Genomic DNA, 18,059 nt, shown 5'->3' with positions numbered 1-18,059 from the left:
TACCGAACACTATTTATAAGGACATATGATTATGAACCACTTATTCAAATCATGGCGATCATGCCTGTCATTATTAGGGTTATTAGTTACTATGGCTTTAGCTGGCTGTAATAACATCCAAAGCATCGATACGCCTGACACCGCCCCTATTCATAGCACTGGGCACAGCCAACAGAACAGCGACAACCCTTTCATCAAATGCCCACCTTACAACCCTGAGCAAACGATGTGTACCGCGCAATATGATCCTGTGTGTGTCAAAGTAAAAACCAGCTCAGGATTTAGTTATCGCACTGCGGGCAACTCATGCTCGGCATGTGGCACAACGGCGGCAGTAGGTTATGTCAAAGGACAGTGCTCATAACCTTGCTTTATAACTTTGGCTTCATAACTTTGTGTAAATACTTTATATCAAACTAAAAAAGACAATTAAATCATATAAAAAAGCACCCGCTTAATCATAGGCGGGTGCTTTTTATGATCTTTTAGATCGATAAAATCTAACCTTCAGGTTTTTCAATATCAGGTGGACCTGTCAGCAAATCTTCATCACGAAACTCATTGGCCGAATTATGCTCTGCTGACTCTTCGGTGACAAACCATTGCTGGTTGCGATACAGTATCAAACGATCTCGACTCAAGCCGCGTAATAAGGAGTACATCATAACGACTATCACAATCGCAAAAGGGAAACCTGACACAATGGAAGCCGCTTGTAGCGCACTCAAGCCACCTGCTGCTAATAGTACGGCAGCGATGACACCCTCTGTACCCGCCCAAAATAGGCGCTGAATTTTTGGTGGATTGGCATCGCCACCTGAGGTCAACATATCAATCACAAAACTGGCAGAATCCGATGACGTGACAAACCAAAGCACAATCATCACTACGATAAGCAAGTTCAAAGCTGACGTAAATGGATAAGATTCCATCAGCTTAAAAATGGCACTGCCAGTATCTGCTTGGACAGCCTCAATCAAGCCAGGACTGATGAGGTTGGGATCAGCGGCTGCCATTAATTCCATATTAACGGCTGAACCACCGAAAGCCGTGAACCATAAGAATAAGATGGTGATAGGAATTAATAACACCCCTAAGATGAACTCACGAATGGTTCTACCACGAGAGATACGAGCCACGAACACACCGACGAAAGGCGACCAGCTTATCCACCATGCCCAATAGAAAATCGTCCATGATGCTTGCCAATTTTCTTGACCATCATACGATTCTGTCCAAAGACCTAATGGCACAATTTGATGCAAATAATTGCCAATATTTTCTACAAAGCTATTAAAGATAAACTGGGTCGGGCCTAAAATAATCACAAAGCTGAGCAATATCACAGTAAATAATATATTGGTATCACTTAAGCGCTTAATCCCTTTATCTAGCCCCATAAATAGAGACAGACCTGCCAACATAGTGATTAAGGCAATCAAAATAATTTGCACTGTAATATTATTGGGTATGCCAAATAAGGTCTCAAGACCTGAGTTAATTTGCAATACCCCAAGACCTAAAGTGGTCACTACTCCAAACATCGTACCAAATACCGCTAGTGTATCGACCGTATGACCCCAGCCACCATAAATCTTTTTGCCCAATATAGGATATAGTGTCGAACGGATGGCCAGCGGTAAGCCCACTCGGTAATGGAAATAAGCCAATGACAACGCGACCATGCCATAGAGCGCCCACACATGTAAACCATAATGCAAGAACGAGATATTCATCGCTTGCTTGGCGGCAGCCACTGTTTCAGCTTCTCCTAGCGGCGGCGCCATAAAATGATACAAGGGTTCAGCCGTACCCCAGTAAAGCAGGCCAATACCGATACCCGCGGAAAATAGCATGCCGATCCAAGAGACTAGATTGTATTCTGGTTTTTCATTTTGATGACCAAGCCTGATATCGCCATAACGACTAAATATCATGTAAATACTCATCACCAACGTTAAGTTGACCACCACAATAAAGAACCAGCCAAAACGCAAAGACACGAATGCTTTGGCATGACCAAACAACAATTCTGCTTGCTCATTAAAAAGAGCACCAAAAATAATGAACACAAGAATTAATAACGCTGAAGTTAAAAACACAGGTTTACTTACCCGCGGAAAAGGCCTAAGCGGCCAACTTTTACATGATCCATTTAGTCATCTCAATTTTTGAAGGGGCTCACCTTAACAAGATACTGCACAACTATCAAATCGAATCAGACACTTTATAACCTTGCTATTGGTCAACAAATAAAAAAATCCTAAGATAACGATGCATCTTAGGATTTCAAATCACAATTGTTATATTGTATTTTTACGTAAAAAAAGAAGAAGCTAACTGCCTGATTCATTTAATAAAAACAGTATTAAAGCTGATATATATAATCTGCTAATCACCTTTCACGATTTTAGGCGGTCCTTTTAACAAGTGCTCATCAGCAAACTCATTGGCTGAATTATGATCTGCAGATTCTTCGGTGATAAAGTGCTGCTGAGCGCGATACAGTATCAATCGATCTCGGCTTAAGCCACGAAGTAAGGCATACATCATGACAAATATCACTAAAGCAAATGGCAGTCCAGCCACAATAGCGGCGGCTTGCAATGCGCCTAATCCGCCTGCTGCTAACAATATAGCGGCAATCAAACCTTCCATAATCGCCCAAAATAAACGTTGAATCTTAGGTGGGTTGGTATCGCCGCCCGCCGTCAACATATCAATGACGAAACTTGCTGAATCCGATGAAGTCACGAACCATAAAACAATCATAACAACGATGAGCAAGGTAATTGGTTTCGCGAATGGATAATACTCAACCAGCTTGAAAATAGCGCTACCCGTATCTGCTTGCACCGCTTCCACCAATCCTGGACTGGCCATAGCCGGATCAAGCGCCGCTAAAAGCTCCATATGGATAGCGACACCACCGAAAGTGGTGAACCAGAAAAACAAAATCAGCATTGGAATCAATAATACACCCAATACAAACTCACGAATGGTACGACCGCGACTGATACGAGCGATAAATACGCCGACAAACGGTGCCCAACTTACCCACCACGCCCAATAGAATATCGTCCAACCACTCTGCCAATCCGTATTACTATAAGCCTCGCCCCATGTTGATAACGGAATCATGGCAACGACATAATTACCAATATTTTCTATAAAACTATCAAAAATAAATAAGGTTGGTCCTAAGATGACCATAAAGGCCAAGAGCACACCTGTAAAACCCATATTAATGTCACTTAGGCGCTTGATACCTTTATCAAGACCAAGCATCAATGAGCCACATGCCAATGCGGTCACAAAGGCAATAATAATAAACTGTACGGTTAAAGAATTTGGTATACCGAATAAATTTTCAAGACCTGAATTGATCTGCATAACCCCTAGACCTAAGGAAGTTACCACACCAAACATCGTGCCGAACACGGCTAGAATATCCACCGTATGACCCAGCGACCATATATTTTCTCGCCTAATAACGGGTATAGCGTCGAGCGAATCGACAATGGCAGTCCACGGCGAAAGTGGAAGTAAGCCAGCGCCAATGCCACAATGGTATAAATCGCCCAAGCATGTAGTCCCCAATGTAAAAATGAGATACTCATGGCTTGCTTGGCCGCTTCTATTGTTTCCGCCTCACCGAGTGGTGGTGCCATAAAGTGATACAAGGGCTCAGCCGTCCCCCAATATACCAGTCCAATACCGATACCAGCAGAGAACAACATCCCTATCCAAGAAAACAAACTGTACTGCGGTTTTTCTGTTTGTTGACCTAAACGGATGTCACCATAACGGCTCGCTGCTAGATAAATACAGAATACCAGCGCAACGTTCATTAATATAACAAACATCCAGCCGAACTTATCCGTAATAAAATTCTGCAAAAAGCTAAATAGTGCACCAGCGGTTTCAGTAAAGAAAGCACCAAAGATAATAAATCCAACGATAAGTAGCGCTGAAGTAATAAACACAGGTTTACTTACCCGTGGAAAAGGGCCTAACCTGCCAACTTTTACATGATCCATTTGTTTGTTAGCCTTAGTTTTTTAGGAAGAATACCTTAACAAGATACCTCTTAACTATCAAATCTAATTAACTATTTACGTTTTTCTTATTGACAGAAATAGACCAAAACCATTTAGTAGTCTACCCTACAATAGTGAAAACGCTTGAAAAGCAACTGCTATTGATGGTTACTGCGGTATTAATTGTAATAATCTGCTAGCATTGCCGTCCTCTAATACCCAAACTTGTCCATCTACATTTAACACACTACGAATACGCTCGCCCATATCATAGCGATAGCGCTCAGTCGCGCGGCTATTTTCATCAAAATCGACGACTATCAGCGCTTTAGAGGATAAACCACTAATGAGCGCATTACCTTGCCACGCTGGGAAATCATTATATTTTCCAGCGTTATAAATACTCATCGATGAGGGTGATATCACTGGCGTCCAACTAATTTTGGGCGGCGTAAACTCAGGACGCGTCTCATGGTCAGGAATATCCGTGCCTGTATAGTTACGCCCATTTGATACGATTGGCCAGCCGTAGTTATGACCTTTTTCAATGAGATTAAATTCATCACCGCCCCGTGGTCCCATCTCATGCGCCCAAAGCCTACCTTTTTCATCGAACGCCATACCCAATACATTACGATGTCCTATACTCCAAAACTGTGCGGCAATGTCATTGCTATTATCTACAAAAGGATTGTCTGCTGGCACTGAGCATCAAGATTTGACCTAATAATTTTGCCCAAATTGACGCTCATATCCTGTGCTGGTGTTTTTTCTTGGCGCTCGCCTGACTGATATATAAATATTTTCCGTCAGGCGAGAAAAGCAAGCGATGACTATAATGCCCCTGCCCTTTTACTTTCGGTATTTGCTCCCAAATGGGCGTAAGATCCTGCAAACGAGGCTTGGCTGTATCCAATCCTATCAATGTCGCTTTGATGACTTTAGCGCCAAATTTATTATTATCAGTGTCATTCCCTGCTTCAACGTAGCTCATATAGACATGATTAGCAGTAGCAAAATCTGGTGCAAGAACGATATCGCCAAGACCACCTTGCCCACCATAAGCCACCTTCGGTATACCACTGATGGTTGTCTTGGCACCTGTTGCCGTCTCAACAATGAATAACTCGCCTGTCTTTTGGGTGACAAGTAATTTAGGGGGCTCATTATTAACGGCAGGTAATGCTGTCATTGCCCAAGGCTCATCAAACGTGGCTATTTTTTTAGTGATAAAGGCGGGTTTTTCGGTACTTGCTAGCGATTCACTAGCAGAAGCTTGCCCTTCTTTATAGTCTGTTAGGTCTTCATGAGTATTGACGGCAGTTTGATTGGAGCAAGCAGGAGCACTAAACAGCAGTGCGCTGATCATTATCGGTAACATTAATGGCGTGCTTAGGTGCTGCATACTGATGATCGTCATTTTGTCGTCTCCGTAACTGTTGATGTCTTATTCCTAGTGTTTAGTTTTCAGTGCTTAGTTTATTTATAACATAGTCAAAGCACTCAAACCGTAAATAATAATAGCGCACAAAAAAACCCCTTACCCGCCTGTAGAAAAAATAGGCAAGTAAGAGGTTTGTTTTAAACCACGGTCAGTTAGGGTTAGATATTAATTCATGCTACGTTTCTCAAACACCAACTTATCATCTGCGCCGACATCGACTTTGATGATATCTCCTGCGCCAAAATCACCAGCCAATAGCTTCAATGACAATGGGTTTTCAATCTCCTGTTGGATCGCACGTTTTAGCGGGCGTGCGCCATAGACAGGATCATAACCAATCGCAACCAGTTTGTTCATCGCATCAGCTGATAACTCAATATCCATCTCACGCTCATGCAAGCGCTGACGTAAGCGATCCAACTGAATCGCAGCAATACCTGACATCTGTGACATACCGAGCGGATGGAATACCACAATCTCGTCGATACGGTTGACAAACTCTGGGCGGAAATGCTGCCCAACTGATTCCATCACCTCAGCTTTGATATCTTCGTAACTTTCACCGACCATCTCTTGGATTTTGTGCGAACCCAAGTTACTGGTCATAATGATGACCGTGTTTTTGAAGTCCACCACGCGACCCTGTGAGTCCGTTAAGCGACCATCGTCCAATACTTGTAGCAAGATATTGAACACATCAGGGTGCGCTTTTTCAACTTCATCAAACAAAATCACACTATAAGGCTTACGGCGTACAGCTTCCGTTAATGCGCCACCTTCTTCGTAGCCCACATAACCTGGAGGCGCACCCACCAAACGACTGACACTGTGCTTCTCCATATACTCACTCATGTCGATACGAACAATCGCATCCTCACTATCGAATAAGAAGTTCGCTAGTGACTTGGTCAATTCAGTCTTACCGACACCCGTTGGTCCTAAGAATAAGAACGAACCTGAAGGGCGATTCGGATCAGACAGACCAGCACGGCTACGGCGTACCGCATTGGCTACCGCTTCGACTGCTTCATCTTGACCGATGACGCGTTCATGAAGCTTTTCTTCCATCGCTATCATCTTGTCACGCTCGCCTTGCATCATTTTACTCACAGGAATACCTGTCGCTGCCGCTACGACTTCGGCAATTTCATTATCCGTGACTTTATTACGTAGTAGTTTTACACCACTACCTTCGCCTGTCTGCTCTTTTTGTTCTGCCAAGTCAGACTCAGTAATGCGGCGCTCAAGCTGCGGAATCGTTTCATACTGCAGCTTACTCATAGTCTCGTAATCACCTTCACGACTGGCTTTGTCATAGGCGATACGCGCTTTATCAAGCTCGTCTTTTAGCTGCTGACTGCCTTTGACCAAGGCTTTTTCTGCTTGCCAAATCTCATTAAGGTCAGCGTACTCTTTTTCTAGCTCTTCAATTTGTGCATCAAGCACTTTACGCTCGGCTTGTGCACCAGCGTCTTCTTCATTTTTGAGCACTTCGCGCTGCATTTTCAACTGAATCAAGCGACTGTCAAGCTTACCTAAGGCTTCAGGCTTGCTGTCCATCTCCATACGTAAACGACTCGCCGCTTCATCAATCAAGTCAATCGCTTTATCTGGCAGCTTGCGATCGGTAATATAACGATGGCTCATCCGCGCAGCAGCAATAATCGCGCTGTCTTGGATATCAACACCGTGATGCAGCTCATAACGCTCTTTTAGACCACGCAAAATCGCAATGGTGTCTTCGACCGTTGGCTCATCGACCAGTACCTTTTGAAAACGACGCTCAAGAGCCGCATCTTTTTCGATATACTGGCGATACTCATCGAGAGTTGTCGCACCGACACAGTGTAGCTCACCACGCGCAAGCGCAGGTTTTAGCATATTACCAGCATCCATCGCGCCATCGGCTTTACCAGCACCTACTAAAGTATGCAACTCATCGATAAATAAGATGACATTGCCTTCTTGCTTTGATAAGTCGCTGAGTACCGCTTTGAGTCGCTCTTCAAACTCACCACGGAATTTTGCACCCGCAATCAATGAGCCCAAATCTAACGACAACACTTCTTTGCGGCGTAGTCCTTCTGGTACGTCACCATTGATGATTTTTTGTGCCAAACCTTCAATGATAGCCGTTTTACCAACACCTGGTTCACCAATCAGTACTGGATTATTTTTGGTACGACGTGACAGTACTTGAATGGTACGACGAATCTCTTCATCGCGACCAATCACAGGGTCAAGCTTACCAAGTTCCGCCTGCTCAGTTAAGTTAATCGTATATTTATTCAGCGCATCACGCTGATCTTCAGCATTTTGATTATTCACGGTATCATCACCTCGCAATTGCTCAATGACAGCTTTTAATTTACTCGCTGTTACGCCCGCACTCTCAAATATCTTTTTGGTTTCACCTTGCTCAGCGAGCGCCAACATCACCCATTCAGTGGCGATAAAATCATCGCCTTCTTTCTGCGCTTGACGGTCTGCCAAGTTCAAAATTTTAACCGAATTTGGGTTTAAATTCACATCACCTGTTGGCTCACTAATCGTTGCTTGATTGTCGAGCGCCTTTGCCACACCATTCTTTAGCGCAGGGATAGACGCGCCTGCTTGTTGGCAGATAGATAAATTAGACTCATCCTGTAGCAATACTGCAAGCAGATGCACAGGATCAATACCTGTATGGTCACGTCCTAATGCTAGGCTCTGTGCTTCTTGAATGGCTGATTGTAGTTTCTGGGTAAATTTTTCGAACCTCATAATTGTGTCCTTAATTATAATTAGTATTATCAGTCAGTGGATGCAACATAAAATACCGAACGCGCCGCATTTAAAACATAGCGCTTATCGTCAATTTTATCGTGTTTCAATCACCGTTAGTTGTTATATATATAGGGTATAACATACAAGATTTCAACCTACTTGTGCAAGTTGTCAATCAATATCTATGACTTATTAGTAAATACTGAAAAATAGTAAGATTTTATATAGGTAAAAACCTTACCCATAGCAATGATATTATCACAAACGATCAATAGGCACACTAAGAGAATATTTCAAGAGAATAAATAAAAAAACAACTAAAAGAGAAGCTTACTCAACAATGAAAGGCAAGCAAGAGACAGTTATAGCAGAGATTCTAATGCGCTGTAGCTGCTAGAAATTTACTACACGATAGCCAGCATTAACATAACGCTCATTCTACAATTTCTATCGATGTACCAACCTTAACTGCCGCCATAATCTCATCCATCTCATTATCAGTAACCGCAATGCAACCATCGGTCCAATCACGTTGTTGGTTAATCCACGCTAGATGACCGAAGCCGTTCATCTGCCCATGAATCATAATATCGCCACCAGGATGGACGCTGCGTGATCGTGCCCGAGCTTTGTCCGCAGCATTGGGGTAGCTTATATGGATGGAGCGATGGGCAATAGAGTTCTCATTCTTATAATCTAAGATGTACACCCCCACGGGTGTGCGCTCATCGCCTTGCTGCTGTTTATGACCAACCGGACTATCCCCTAGCGCAATACGATAAGACTTAATGACTTTATCACCACTCAATAGCTGCAAAATACGATCGGATTTATCGACAAAAACTTTATCGATAACCACCGTACTAGAAATAGGCTGACCATTATTGCCTGTAATTTTTGCATCCGAGGAGGTTGTTTTGACATACCCTATCGCACTGGTGCTCATAATGGTGGTCAGTCCCAGTCCTATCACAACAAACAATCGACGCGGCTTTTTACTAAAATGTAGAGAAAGAAATGACATAGGCTTTAATAACTCCGTTTAGCGTTAGAAAGTGAAATGGCAACATACCACGCTATTAACTTACCAAAGCACTATGCCAGTTTTTGTGAAAATTTCATGGATAACATTAGGGCGTGTCCTCAATTCAATCGTTTACTTTCTAAATGGCCTAAAAATAGCTAAATTTTGCCAAACATCGTCAAATAGCTTATTAATATCTCGATATTATTTGCGCTACTTTCCTTGTTTGACAGCAATTTATCTCATTTTTATCACCCTTTTTAAAATGAGGACACACCCTAGGATCTTTTGAACATAAAAACTTCGTTAATACCATTACACCATACGAATCGCGCCATCTAAGCGAATGACTTCTCCATTGAGATAGGCATTATCAATGATATGCATGACCAACTTGGCAAACTCATTGGGGGTGCCCAGACGCTTAGGATAAGGTACGCCCGCCTCTAGTTGTTCGCGTGCTTTTTCAGGAATGGTCTCCATCATCGGTGTGGCAAAGACGCCCGGCGCGATAGTCATGACGCGAATACCATGACGTGCCAGCTCACGTGCTAGCGGCAAGGTCAGACCGACGACCCCCGCTTTAGACGATGAATAGCTTGCTTGTCCTACTTGCCCATCGAAAGCGGCAATAGAAGCCGTATTAATAATGACGCCATTATCAGCGTTCTTCTCTATGGAGCTGTCTGCGTTATTGGCATTTGCTACACGCTTTGCAATACTGGCTGCGACCAAACGCGCGACATTAAAGGAACCGACAAGATTAATATTGACGCCGCGACTAAAAGCATCGAGATCTGCTGGGTTATTATCACGGTCCAGCAGCTTTTGTACCACAGCGATGCCCGCACAGTTGATAGACCCCTGTAAGCCGCCAAATTCTTTTTCAGCCGTATCCACAGCCGCTTGTACCTCATCACTACTGGTCACATCACAGCGTGTAAAACGCGCATTGTCACCTAGCTCGTCTACCAGTGCTTGCCCTGCTGATTCATTAAGATCTGCGATGACGACGTTACCGCCTTGATTGACAATAGCACGAACCACTGCCTCTCCCAAACCTGATGCACCGCCTGTGACCAAAAAGCTCCGTTGTTCAATGTGCATAATTATTCCTTTCATTAATGTTTTTACTGTTATTTTTATCAGTCATCGATTTCTATCTTAACCTGACAATATGAATGCATTGCGCTTTATTAAGCCGCAGATAAACTGCGCAGCAAAAAGCGCTGAATTTTACCACTTGGGGTTTTGGGCAACTCTTTCACAAACTCAACTTCGCGCGGATAAGCGTGAGTTGATAGACGTCTGCGGACTAAGTCTTGAATTTCTTTGGCAATCTCGTCTGTGCCTTCGATACCGTCTTTTAGCACCACATACGACTTAATGGTATGACCACGCACTTCGTCTGGCACGCCAACTGCCGCTGACTCTGCGACTGCCTCATGCTCCAGCACGGTGTTTTCGACATCGGTTGGTCCAACGCGGTAACCTGCGGTAATGATAATGTCGTCATCACGCCCTGAAAACCAATAGCTGCCATCACTGTGACGCTCAACCACGTCGCCTGTTAAATAGTAATCATCAGCGAAAGCGTCTTTTTCGTTCCAGCTATAGCCGCGGAAATAAAACGCGGGCGATTGACTGACCACTACGGCAAGCTGTCCTTGTTCGCCATCAGCTAATATATTCATATCATCATCTAATACAACGAGTGTATGCCCCGGTAGCGCCATGCCCATCGAGCCAACCGGACATTCATGTGCTAACGCATGATGCTCACAGCAAGTCATTCCCGTCTCGGTCTGCCCATACTGATCGCAGACTTTACAGTTTAAATAGGTTTCAACCCAATTGACCACTTCGGTATTTAAGGTCTCGCCTGCTGAATTGGCACAGCGCAGTGATAGTTTAGCCTCATTGTCATTACTATTGTCATTGTGAGCAGCTTCAAAGACGCCACTCGATTTCATCATCCGAAACGCTGTCGGTGAGGACGCCAAATTACTAATCTTATGACGTACCATAAAGTCGCGGGTATTTTGTGCATCAAAGCCAGCTTCATTAAAATACGTTGTTACCCCTAATAACAAAGGTCCTGTAATCGCATAATAAAGACCGTATGCCCAGCCGGGATCAGCCATGTTCCAGTAATTATCATCCGCTCGCAAGTCAATCGCATAGCGCATGTAGAGATAAAACGCTGAGAGCGCACTTAGCGGCACACTAACGCCTTTTGATTTGCCAACCGTACCCGAGGTAAACATCTGTAAAAATGGCGCATCAGTATCTAATGAAACCGCGTCTACCGTTTGCGACTGCGTTGCAACCTTTTCAGCGTAGCTATCATCACCCCAGCTTTGCGCATCTACCTTGCTACCAACCAACACCATTTTGGTTTGCTTGGCCAAGTCGTCAAACTTGCCACGATTTTCTTGATTGGTAAAAACCACTTTGGTATTGGCTTTGTCCATCCGATACTTAATCGAATCATAGCCAAAAGCGGTAAATAACGGCTGATAAACTGCACCGATCCGCCAAGTCGCGAGTACAATGGTGAGCAGCTCAGGAGTGCGAGGTAGCATGGTCGCCACTTGGTCACCAATTTGCACGCCATAAGACAACAATAAATTGGCGACTTGTGCGCTTGCCTTATCAAGCTCAGCAAAGCTCATGCGCGTTACATTGCCCGACGTATCTTCATGCACCAGTGCAATATTATCACCGCGACCATCACGCACATGACGACCACAGCACGCCATATAAGCATTCAAGCGATCCTCTAAATGCTCGCCAAATATCTCTGTTAATAGCGCGTTCATATCAAAGTTATGATAGTAATCGCTGTAGCTCATTGGCGGGTGTGCAGTATGATTTGAAGCGGTATTTACGAATGATAGGTCGGAAGAAGAGGTGTTCATAAGCTAATCCTTTAGCAATAGCAGGTAACGGGCGAAATAAGAGCATTGTCAGCAGAAAAACAGGCATATCCTAGCAACTGTTTTTTCTGCTTGTTCGCACATATCAATGTGCATAGACTCTATTAGTAACGCATTTTAATATTTATTTCAATACATAACGTATCATTTTTATAATTCAATCACAAACTCTTGATGGAGATTTATTTCAAAGCACTCAGCAGCCACTTAAAAATCCCAGCAGCGCCTTTTCTTCATAACTTTGATGCTGTTTAGTACGTCCACGGCACGCTTGTTTATAAGGTTCAAAGAACTGCCCTGCTAAAAAGCGCTCTATAATAATGGGATTAATATAAGATGTTCGGCAGACAGCAGGGGTATTGCCCAGCTCATCAGCGACACTTTTTACCATATCAGTCACCAGTTGCTGACGTTCTTTGCTATCAGGTTCACTGGCTAATATTGCTTTGCCCTGAGCGCTTTGTAGCTCATCATGCAGGTAACTGGCAGCAAGGACACTGGCCATCCAAGTACGAAAGTCCTTTGCGCTATATAAATTACCGCTATACATCTCACTGTCATGACTATGACTATGACTATGACTATGACCGCTAGTATGCATGCGTAGATAGTCATTGATATCGCTACTGTCGACGACTTGCTTGTGACCATCGTCATCCAAATATTTAAAAATCTGATAACCAGGTAAATCAGAACATGCCTGTACAATCTCAATCAAACGCTCGTCTTGCAATTCAATATGATGCTCTTTGGCACTTTTACCGACAAAATCAAACGCCAGTCCGTTATCAGTTTCGCTCACATGCTTACTTCGTAAAGTACTCAAACCATAGCTTTTATTGAGCTTGGCATAGCGGCTGTTACCGATACGAATCAATGTCGTTTCTAATAGTTTGACCACTGCTGATAAGACATTTTCACGGGATAATGATTTGGCTTTCAAGTCCTTTTCGACTTGTGCACGTAGATTCGGCAATGCTCTAGCGAAGCTATCATGGCATCGAACTTGGCTTGGTCACGTACGCGATCCCACTCAGGGTGATACAGATACTGTTTTCGTGCTTTGTCATCGCGCCCCGTCGATTGCAAGTGCTTTATCATCTTGGCATATCCAAACCTCTGACCACATCGGCGGTATCACTAGCGCATTAAAACGCTGCCGCAAGGCTTTGTCTTTGACCGTTTTGCCTGTGGCGTCTTTATAAGTAAACCCGCGCCCCCAACGCCTACGCGTAAACCCAAGCTCATCATCACTGACATAGCGCAGATTAGCAAGGCGAGCGAGTTTTTCATAATCATGGCGTATGTCATGCGTGGTTGTTTGGTCATTTAGCGTCGCCATAATACATACTCGATTGATAAAATAGTCGTTTTAGCATAATGAATTACGATTATTTTTGCTGTTTATTTGCCAAGAGCAAAGTGTAATCAATGTGTAAAAAAACACGCTAAAAAAGGTTCTAAATAATGAGCTTTTAAGCCATAATTTGATAACAATAACAATTTAATTTGAATAAAACACAATGAAAAATACTTCTATAAAGATAGCAGCATTATCTAAAGACGATTACGAATTTTGGTTACCTTTGTGGCAAAACTATCTACAATTTTATGAGACCAGTTTGCCATCAAGTACCATCCAAAACACGTGGCACAGTTTGCTCGATAGTAACGTGCCGATTTATGGTTTTGGTGCTTGGCAGTACGACAAGTTAGTAGGTATCACCCATGTGGTGCTACACCCCAATACTTGGAATACCACTGAGTGTTGTTATTTAGAAGATTTATATGTCAATGAACAGGTACGCGGACAAGGCGTAGGACGAGTACTGACTGAAAAGGTGTATGAGTTCGCTCATAGTAAAAACTGCAACCGTGTGTATTGGACGACACAAGAGGGCAACACCACGGCGCAAACTCTATGACGCCATCGCCACTCAAACAGACATGGTGCAGTATCGTAAAAACCTATGATTTGTACTACCTGTCTTATGACTTACAATGAATGAGCAAATAAAAAACGCCAAGCGTTAAACACTTGGCGTTAATCTGTTGACTACTACTCTAAAAATACTTATTTACCATAAACACATAAATAAGCCGTTTCTACTGCCACTTTTACTTGAAACTTCTGATTGGCTTCAACGATAAATTGCTCACCCGCATTAAAGGTTTGCCACTCATCACTTTCTGGCAATTTGACCGTCAATGCACCACTGACCACGCTCATGGTTTCAAATTCGCTGGTGCCAAACTCGTATTCACCAATCTCCATCACCCCAACTGTTGCAGGCTTAGTTGCCGTTTGAAAGGCAATAGAAGTGACTTTATTATCAAAATAACTATTAACGCTTGGCATAATTTTCCTTAATTAAATATTAGGGCGTGTCTTCATTTTAAAAATAGTGATAAAAATGAGATAAGTTGCCGTCAAACAAGAAAAATAGTGCAGATAATATCGGGATATTAACAAGCTATTTGACGATGTTTGGCAAGACTTAGCCATTTTTAACCTATTTAGATTACCATCGATTGAATTGAAGACACGCCCTGGTTACTATTTTATTTTACAACCCTGCTTTTAGCTCGCTTCGATAAACTGATCGAGGTCGCCATCGAGTACCGCACCAGTATTAAAGGTTTCAACGCCAGTACGCAAGTCTTTGATACGTGAATCATCGAGTACATAAGAGCGAATTTGACTGCCCCAACCGACGTCTGACTTGCCATCCTCGACCGCTTGCTGAGATTCCATGCGTTTTTGCATTTCAAGCTCATAAAGCTTAGCACGCAGCAACTTCATCGCCGTCGCTTTGTTCCCATGCTGGCTACGCTCGTTCTGACAAGTGACCACCACGCCACTTGGCTCGTGGGTGATACGTACCGCAGAATCGGTCGTGTTCACATGCTGACCACCCGCACCCGATGAGCGATAAGTATCGATACGCAAATCTGCTGGATTGATATCAATCTCGATATTATCATCAATTTCAGGCGACACAAAAACGGCAGCAAACGAGGTATGACGACCGTTATTGCTATCAAATGGTGATTTACGGACTAAGCGATGCACGCCGATTTCGGTACGTAACCAACCAAAAGCGTAATCCCCTTTAATCTCAATCGTTGCTGATTTAATACCGGCCACGCTACCAGAAGACACTTCAATAACTTCAACTTTGAAGCCATGCGATTCCGCCCAGCGGGTATACATACGCAACAGCATCTCTGCCCAATCTTGCGCTTCGGTGCCACCACTACCCGACTGGATATCCAAGTAGCAGTTATTAGGATCCATCTCACCGCTAAACATCCGGCGGAACTCTAAATCCGCGACGCGTTTCTCCGCATTGTCGAGCTCTGCTTGCACATCCGCCAGCAAGGATTCATCCTCTGCTTCTACCGCCAGCTCCAGCATGGCAGACGCATCTTCCAATGTGCTCTCAAGCGACACCACAACATCGATGACGCCATCAAGCTGGCTTTTTTCTTTATTAATCTTAGTCGCACGCTCTGGATCATTCCATAGCTCGGGGTTTTCTAACTCTAAATTGACTTCTTCTAAGCGTTCTTGCTTACCATCGAAGTCAAAGATACCTCCGCAAGTCCTGCCCACGCTCTGATAAATCTTTGATTCGTTCTTGATACGGATTGATTTCCATAAAGTTTCCTGTCTTTTTAAATAAATATCACGCTGATATGGCGCTATTTTAAATGAGATTGACAATAAATAGTTGGCTAATTATGACTGGCTTTATATTAAATAACGTTAAATAGCCTAAATCGACCAATCCTCAACCGCCCAGCGATGCGACAACGCATGAGCATGTAGCGCATCGTCGGGTGACACACAAATAGCCACATCCGCCCACTCAAGCAATGGAATGTCATTTTTGGAATCTGAATAAGCATAAGTTTTATCAAAAGTCGTGCCTGCTGATTGCTGCTTCTCTAACCATTTATTCAAATGGTAAATCTTACCCTCTTTAAAGTTTGGCTTGTCTGTCAATTTGCCCGTATAGCGCTCATTTTTTATCTCAAGCGGCGTTGATAACACATTGGCACCTTCGATACCAAAACGCTTGGCGATAGCCGAAACCACAAAATCATTGGTCGCAGAAATAATCACCACCTCATGACCTTTTTCAACATGCTGACAAAGCACTTCCATCGCTTTTGGGCGTATGTGTGGCTCAATTTCACTTTTAATATAGTCTTCTCGTAGCTCATGCAATCTATCCATCGGTAAGCTACTCAAAAACTGCGCCACAAATTCATTATATTCCGTCGCATCAAGCGTACCTTCGATATAGTCTTGGTAAAACTTTTGATTGGCCGTGCGGTATTGCGCTTCATCGACGAGGTCGTGTTTGACGATATACTCGCCCCATAAATAGTCGCTATCGACGTCGAGCAAAGTATGATCTAAATCAAAAAGTGCCAGCTCTTTTGGAGAAAATTGTGCTTGTGTTGCCTGCATAATGAGACCTTATTATTGTTTGTTGAAGGACAGAAATACAACTGGTTTTTCATAACCATCGCTTTGGAGATAAATAATTTTTCTTGAATACTACTGTTTACCAAATAAAATTATGGTAACTTTATTTATATAACTTGTGGTTAGGCTGTGTCCTCACTCTGAACGAAAGCGCCTAAATGGCTAAAAATGGTGACACGCCCTAGTATCTGTTTTGCTTACTTCATCATAAAAATAGAGAATCGCATGGAAGCGCCTGATGTCAAAAATGTTTTGCCAAGTAAAACGCGTCGCCCTGCCCGTTCGATCAAAGAAATCAGACAACGTCAGCTGGGTAAAAGCTATCAATCACCTTTCGACCGTATACTGTATGCGATCTTAAATGGTGTGATGTACGGCGTTGGCGGTTTACTTATCGATCTTACTATTGTGGTTATTCGCTCAATAGCTGGTATAGGTAATGGCGACGTTTTTTGGTTATTCACCCCATTTATGTTGGTCGTGGGCGCAATCATGGTTTTATCGTTGGTAAAAATGCTGGCGCTGAGAGCGTCAATGCGCTCAACATCAACGAAACAACCAATCATAACGCTTACCTTAATGACTACTCTATACGCCACGATATTTTTCGCGGACTGATTATTGGTATTATCATTTTTGCCATCATTTGGCTGGTCATGATGCTGATGGTATAAAGCCTCTCTATGTAAAAAACGTTTGCCTGATTTATTTAAAAACAATAGATCAATATCAGACAATTCAAGGATTCTTTATAAATTTCTGCTTAATCAGGCATGGCCACTTCTGTTAAGCCCGTTTTAAATTTTTGACAACGCTCCGCATAATGCATTGCTGATAATTTCAACATCGCTGCTTGCTCATCTGTCAATGTTTTCACCACTTTGGCTGGTGCGCCCATCACTAAAGAATTGTCCGGAATAACTTTGCCTTCGGTGACCAAAGCTTTGGCACCAATGATACAGTTTTTGCCAATTTTGGCATTGTTCAATACCACTGCCCCAATACCAATTAAGCTATTGTCACCGACTTCGCAGCCGTGCAGCATCGCTAAATGACCAATGGTGACATAGTTGCCGATTTTGACCTCAATGCCTGCATCAGTATGAATGACACTGTTTTCTTGTACATTACTATAATCGCCGATATGAATGCGCTCATTATCACCGCGAATCACTGCACCAAACCACACGTTAGCTTGATGACCCAAATAGACATCACCTATTACTCGTGCTGAGTCTGCGACCCAACCATTAAAAGGTACCGCGAATTCGGGCACCTTGTTTAAATATTGATAAATCATAACGGCTCCTTGTTATATATAGTAATGAAATAGGTCAGTCATGAAAAT

12 protein-coding genes and 4 pseudogenes are annotated in these 18,059 nt (G+C 43.2%); 3 read left to right on the top strand and 13 right to left on the bottom strand.

From position 1 onward, the window contains the following. Nucleotides 1–31 precede the first annotated feature (31 nt). Complete coding sequence (locus TT12_RS01250) at nucleotides 32–364, top strand: hypothetical protein (protein WP_045451442.1); 333 nt, start codon at nucleotides 32–34, stop codon at nucleotides 362–364. 136 nt (nucleotides 365–500) lie between these two features. On the opposite strand, the pseudogene TT12_RS01245 reads toward TT12_RS01250, so the two are convergent. From TT12_RS01245 to TT12_RS16015, 9 genes and pseudogenes are all read right to left on the bottom strand, one after another. Next, nucleotides 501–2,155 (bottom strand): annotated as a pseudogene (locus TT12_RS01245) (BCCT family transporter). A gap of 236 nt (nucleotides 2,156–2,391) precedes the next feature. Then, nucleotides 2,392–4,040, bottom strand: a pseudogene (locus tag TT12_RS01240) (BCCT family transporter). A 168-nt stretch (nucleotides 4,041–4,208) separates the two neighbouring features. After that, a pseudogene (locus TT12_RS19225) lies at nucleotides 4,209–5,460 on the bottom strand (PQQ-dependent sugar dehydrogenase). Between the two features lie 189 nt (nucleotides 5,461–5,649). Continuing rightward, nucleotides 5,650–8,247, bottom strand: coding sequence for an ATP-dependent chaperone ClpB (clpB, locus tag TT12_RS01230; protein ID WP_045451439.1), 2,598 nt, complete (start codon nucleotides 8,245–8,247; stop codon nucleotides 5,650–5,652). A gap of 436 nt (nucleotides 8,248–8,683) precedes the next feature. Then, nucleotides 8,684–9,274, bottom strand: a complete 591-nt coding sequence (locus tag TT12_RS01225) for a L,D-transpeptidase family protein (protein ID WP_045451436.1) — start codon at nucleotides 9,272–9,274, stop codon at nucleotides 8,684–8,686. A 315-nt stretch (nucleotides 9,275–9,589) separates the two neighbouring features. After that, nucleotides 9,590–10,381, bottom strand: coding sequence for an SDR family NAD(P)-dependent oxidoreductase (locus TT12_RS01220; RefSeq protein ID WP_045451433.1), 792 nt, complete (start codon nucleotides 10,379–10,381; stop codon nucleotides 9,590–9,592). Between the two features lie 89 nt (nucleotides 10,382–10,470). After that, complete coding sequence (locus tag TT12_RS01215) at nucleotides 10,471–12,195, bottom strand: AMP-binding protein (protein WP_045451430.1); 1,725 nt, start codon at nucleotides 12,193–12,195, stop codon at nucleotides 10,471–10,473. A 214-nt stretch (nucleotides 12,196–12,409) separates the two neighbouring features. Further along, nucleotides 12,410–13,189, bottom strand: coding sequence for a DNA topoisomerase IB (locus TT12_RS01210; protein WP_243443205.1), 780 nt, complete (start codon nucleotides 13,187–13,189; stop codon nucleotides 12,410–12,412). Between the two features lie 90 nt (nucleotides 13,190–13,279). Then, entirely contained in the window at nucleotides 13,280–13,555 is a 276-nt protein-coding gene (locus TT12_RS16015; RefSeq protein ID WP_243443204.1) for a DNA topoisomerase IB-related protein, read from the bottom strand. A 181-nt stretch (nucleotides 13,556–13,736) separates the two neighbouring features. On the opposite strand from TT12_RS16015, the gene TT12_RS01205 reads away from it, so the two are divergent. Beyond that, a complete protein-coding gene (locus tag TT12_RS01205) occupies nucleotides 13,737–14,138 on the top strand; it encodes a GNAT family N-acetyltransferase (protein ID WP_227678856.1) in 402 nt (133 codons plus the stop codon). Between the two features lie 149 nt (nucleotides 14,139–14,287). Here the strand turns inward: TT12_RS01205 and ppnP are convergent, their stop codons facing one another. The 3 genes and pseudogenes from ppnP to TT12_RS01190 all read right to left on the bottom strand — a co-directional run bounded on the left by ppnP (nucleotide 14,288) and on the right by TT12_RS01190 (nucleotide 16,693). Next, nucleotides 14,288–14,572 carry a pyrimidine/purine nucleoside phosphorylase gene (gene ppnP, locus TT12_RS01200; RefSeq protein ID WP_045451427.1) on the bottom strand — a complete coding sequence of 95 codons (285 nt, stop codon included), beginning with the start codon at nucleotides 14,570–14,572 and terminating at the stop codon, nucleotides 14,288–14,290. A gap of 208 nt (nucleotides 14,573–14,780) precedes the next feature. After that, a pseudogene (gene prfB, locus TT12_RS01195) lies at nucleotides 14,781–15,875 on the bottom strand (peptide chain release factor 2). Nucleotides 15,876–15,991: 116 nt separating this feature from the next. After that, on the bottom strand, nucleotides 15,992–16,693 hold the full coding sequence (locus tag TT12_RS01190) for an HAD family hydrolase (protein WP_045451425.1): 702 nt from the start codon (nucleotides 16,691–16,693) through the stop codon (nucleotides 15,992–15,994). A 470-nt stretch (nucleotides 16,694–17,163) separates the two neighbouring features. On the opposite strand from TT12_RS01190, the gene TT12_RS15080 reads away from it, so the two are divergent. Next, nucleotides 17,164–17,385, top strand: coding sequence for a hypothetical protein (locus tag TT12_RS15080; RefSeq protein ID WP_207803945.1), 222 nt, complete (start codon nucleotides 17,164–17,166; stop codon nucleotides 17,383–17,385). An 89-nt stretch (nucleotides 17,386–17,474) separates the two neighbouring features. Here TT12_RS15080 and TT12_RS01180 read toward each other — a convergent pair whose 3' ends face one another. Further along, nucleotides 17,475–18,011 carry a gamma carbonic anhydrase family protein gene (locus TT12_RS01180; RefSeq protein WP_045451421.1) on the bottom strand — a complete coding sequence of 179 codons (537 nt, stop codon included), beginning with the start codon at nucleotides 18,009–18,011 and terminating at the stop codon, nucleotides 17,475–17,477. Between the last annotated feature and the right edge of the window lie 48 nt (nucleotides 18,012–18,059).

It is taken from the genome of Psychrobacter sp. JCM 18903 (genome assembly GCF_000586475.1).
GTDB lineage: Bacteria > Pseudomonadota > Gammaproteobacteria > Pseudomonadales > Moraxellaceae > Psychrobacter.
This window is presented reverse-complemented; position numbering and strand designations above follow the sequence as displayed.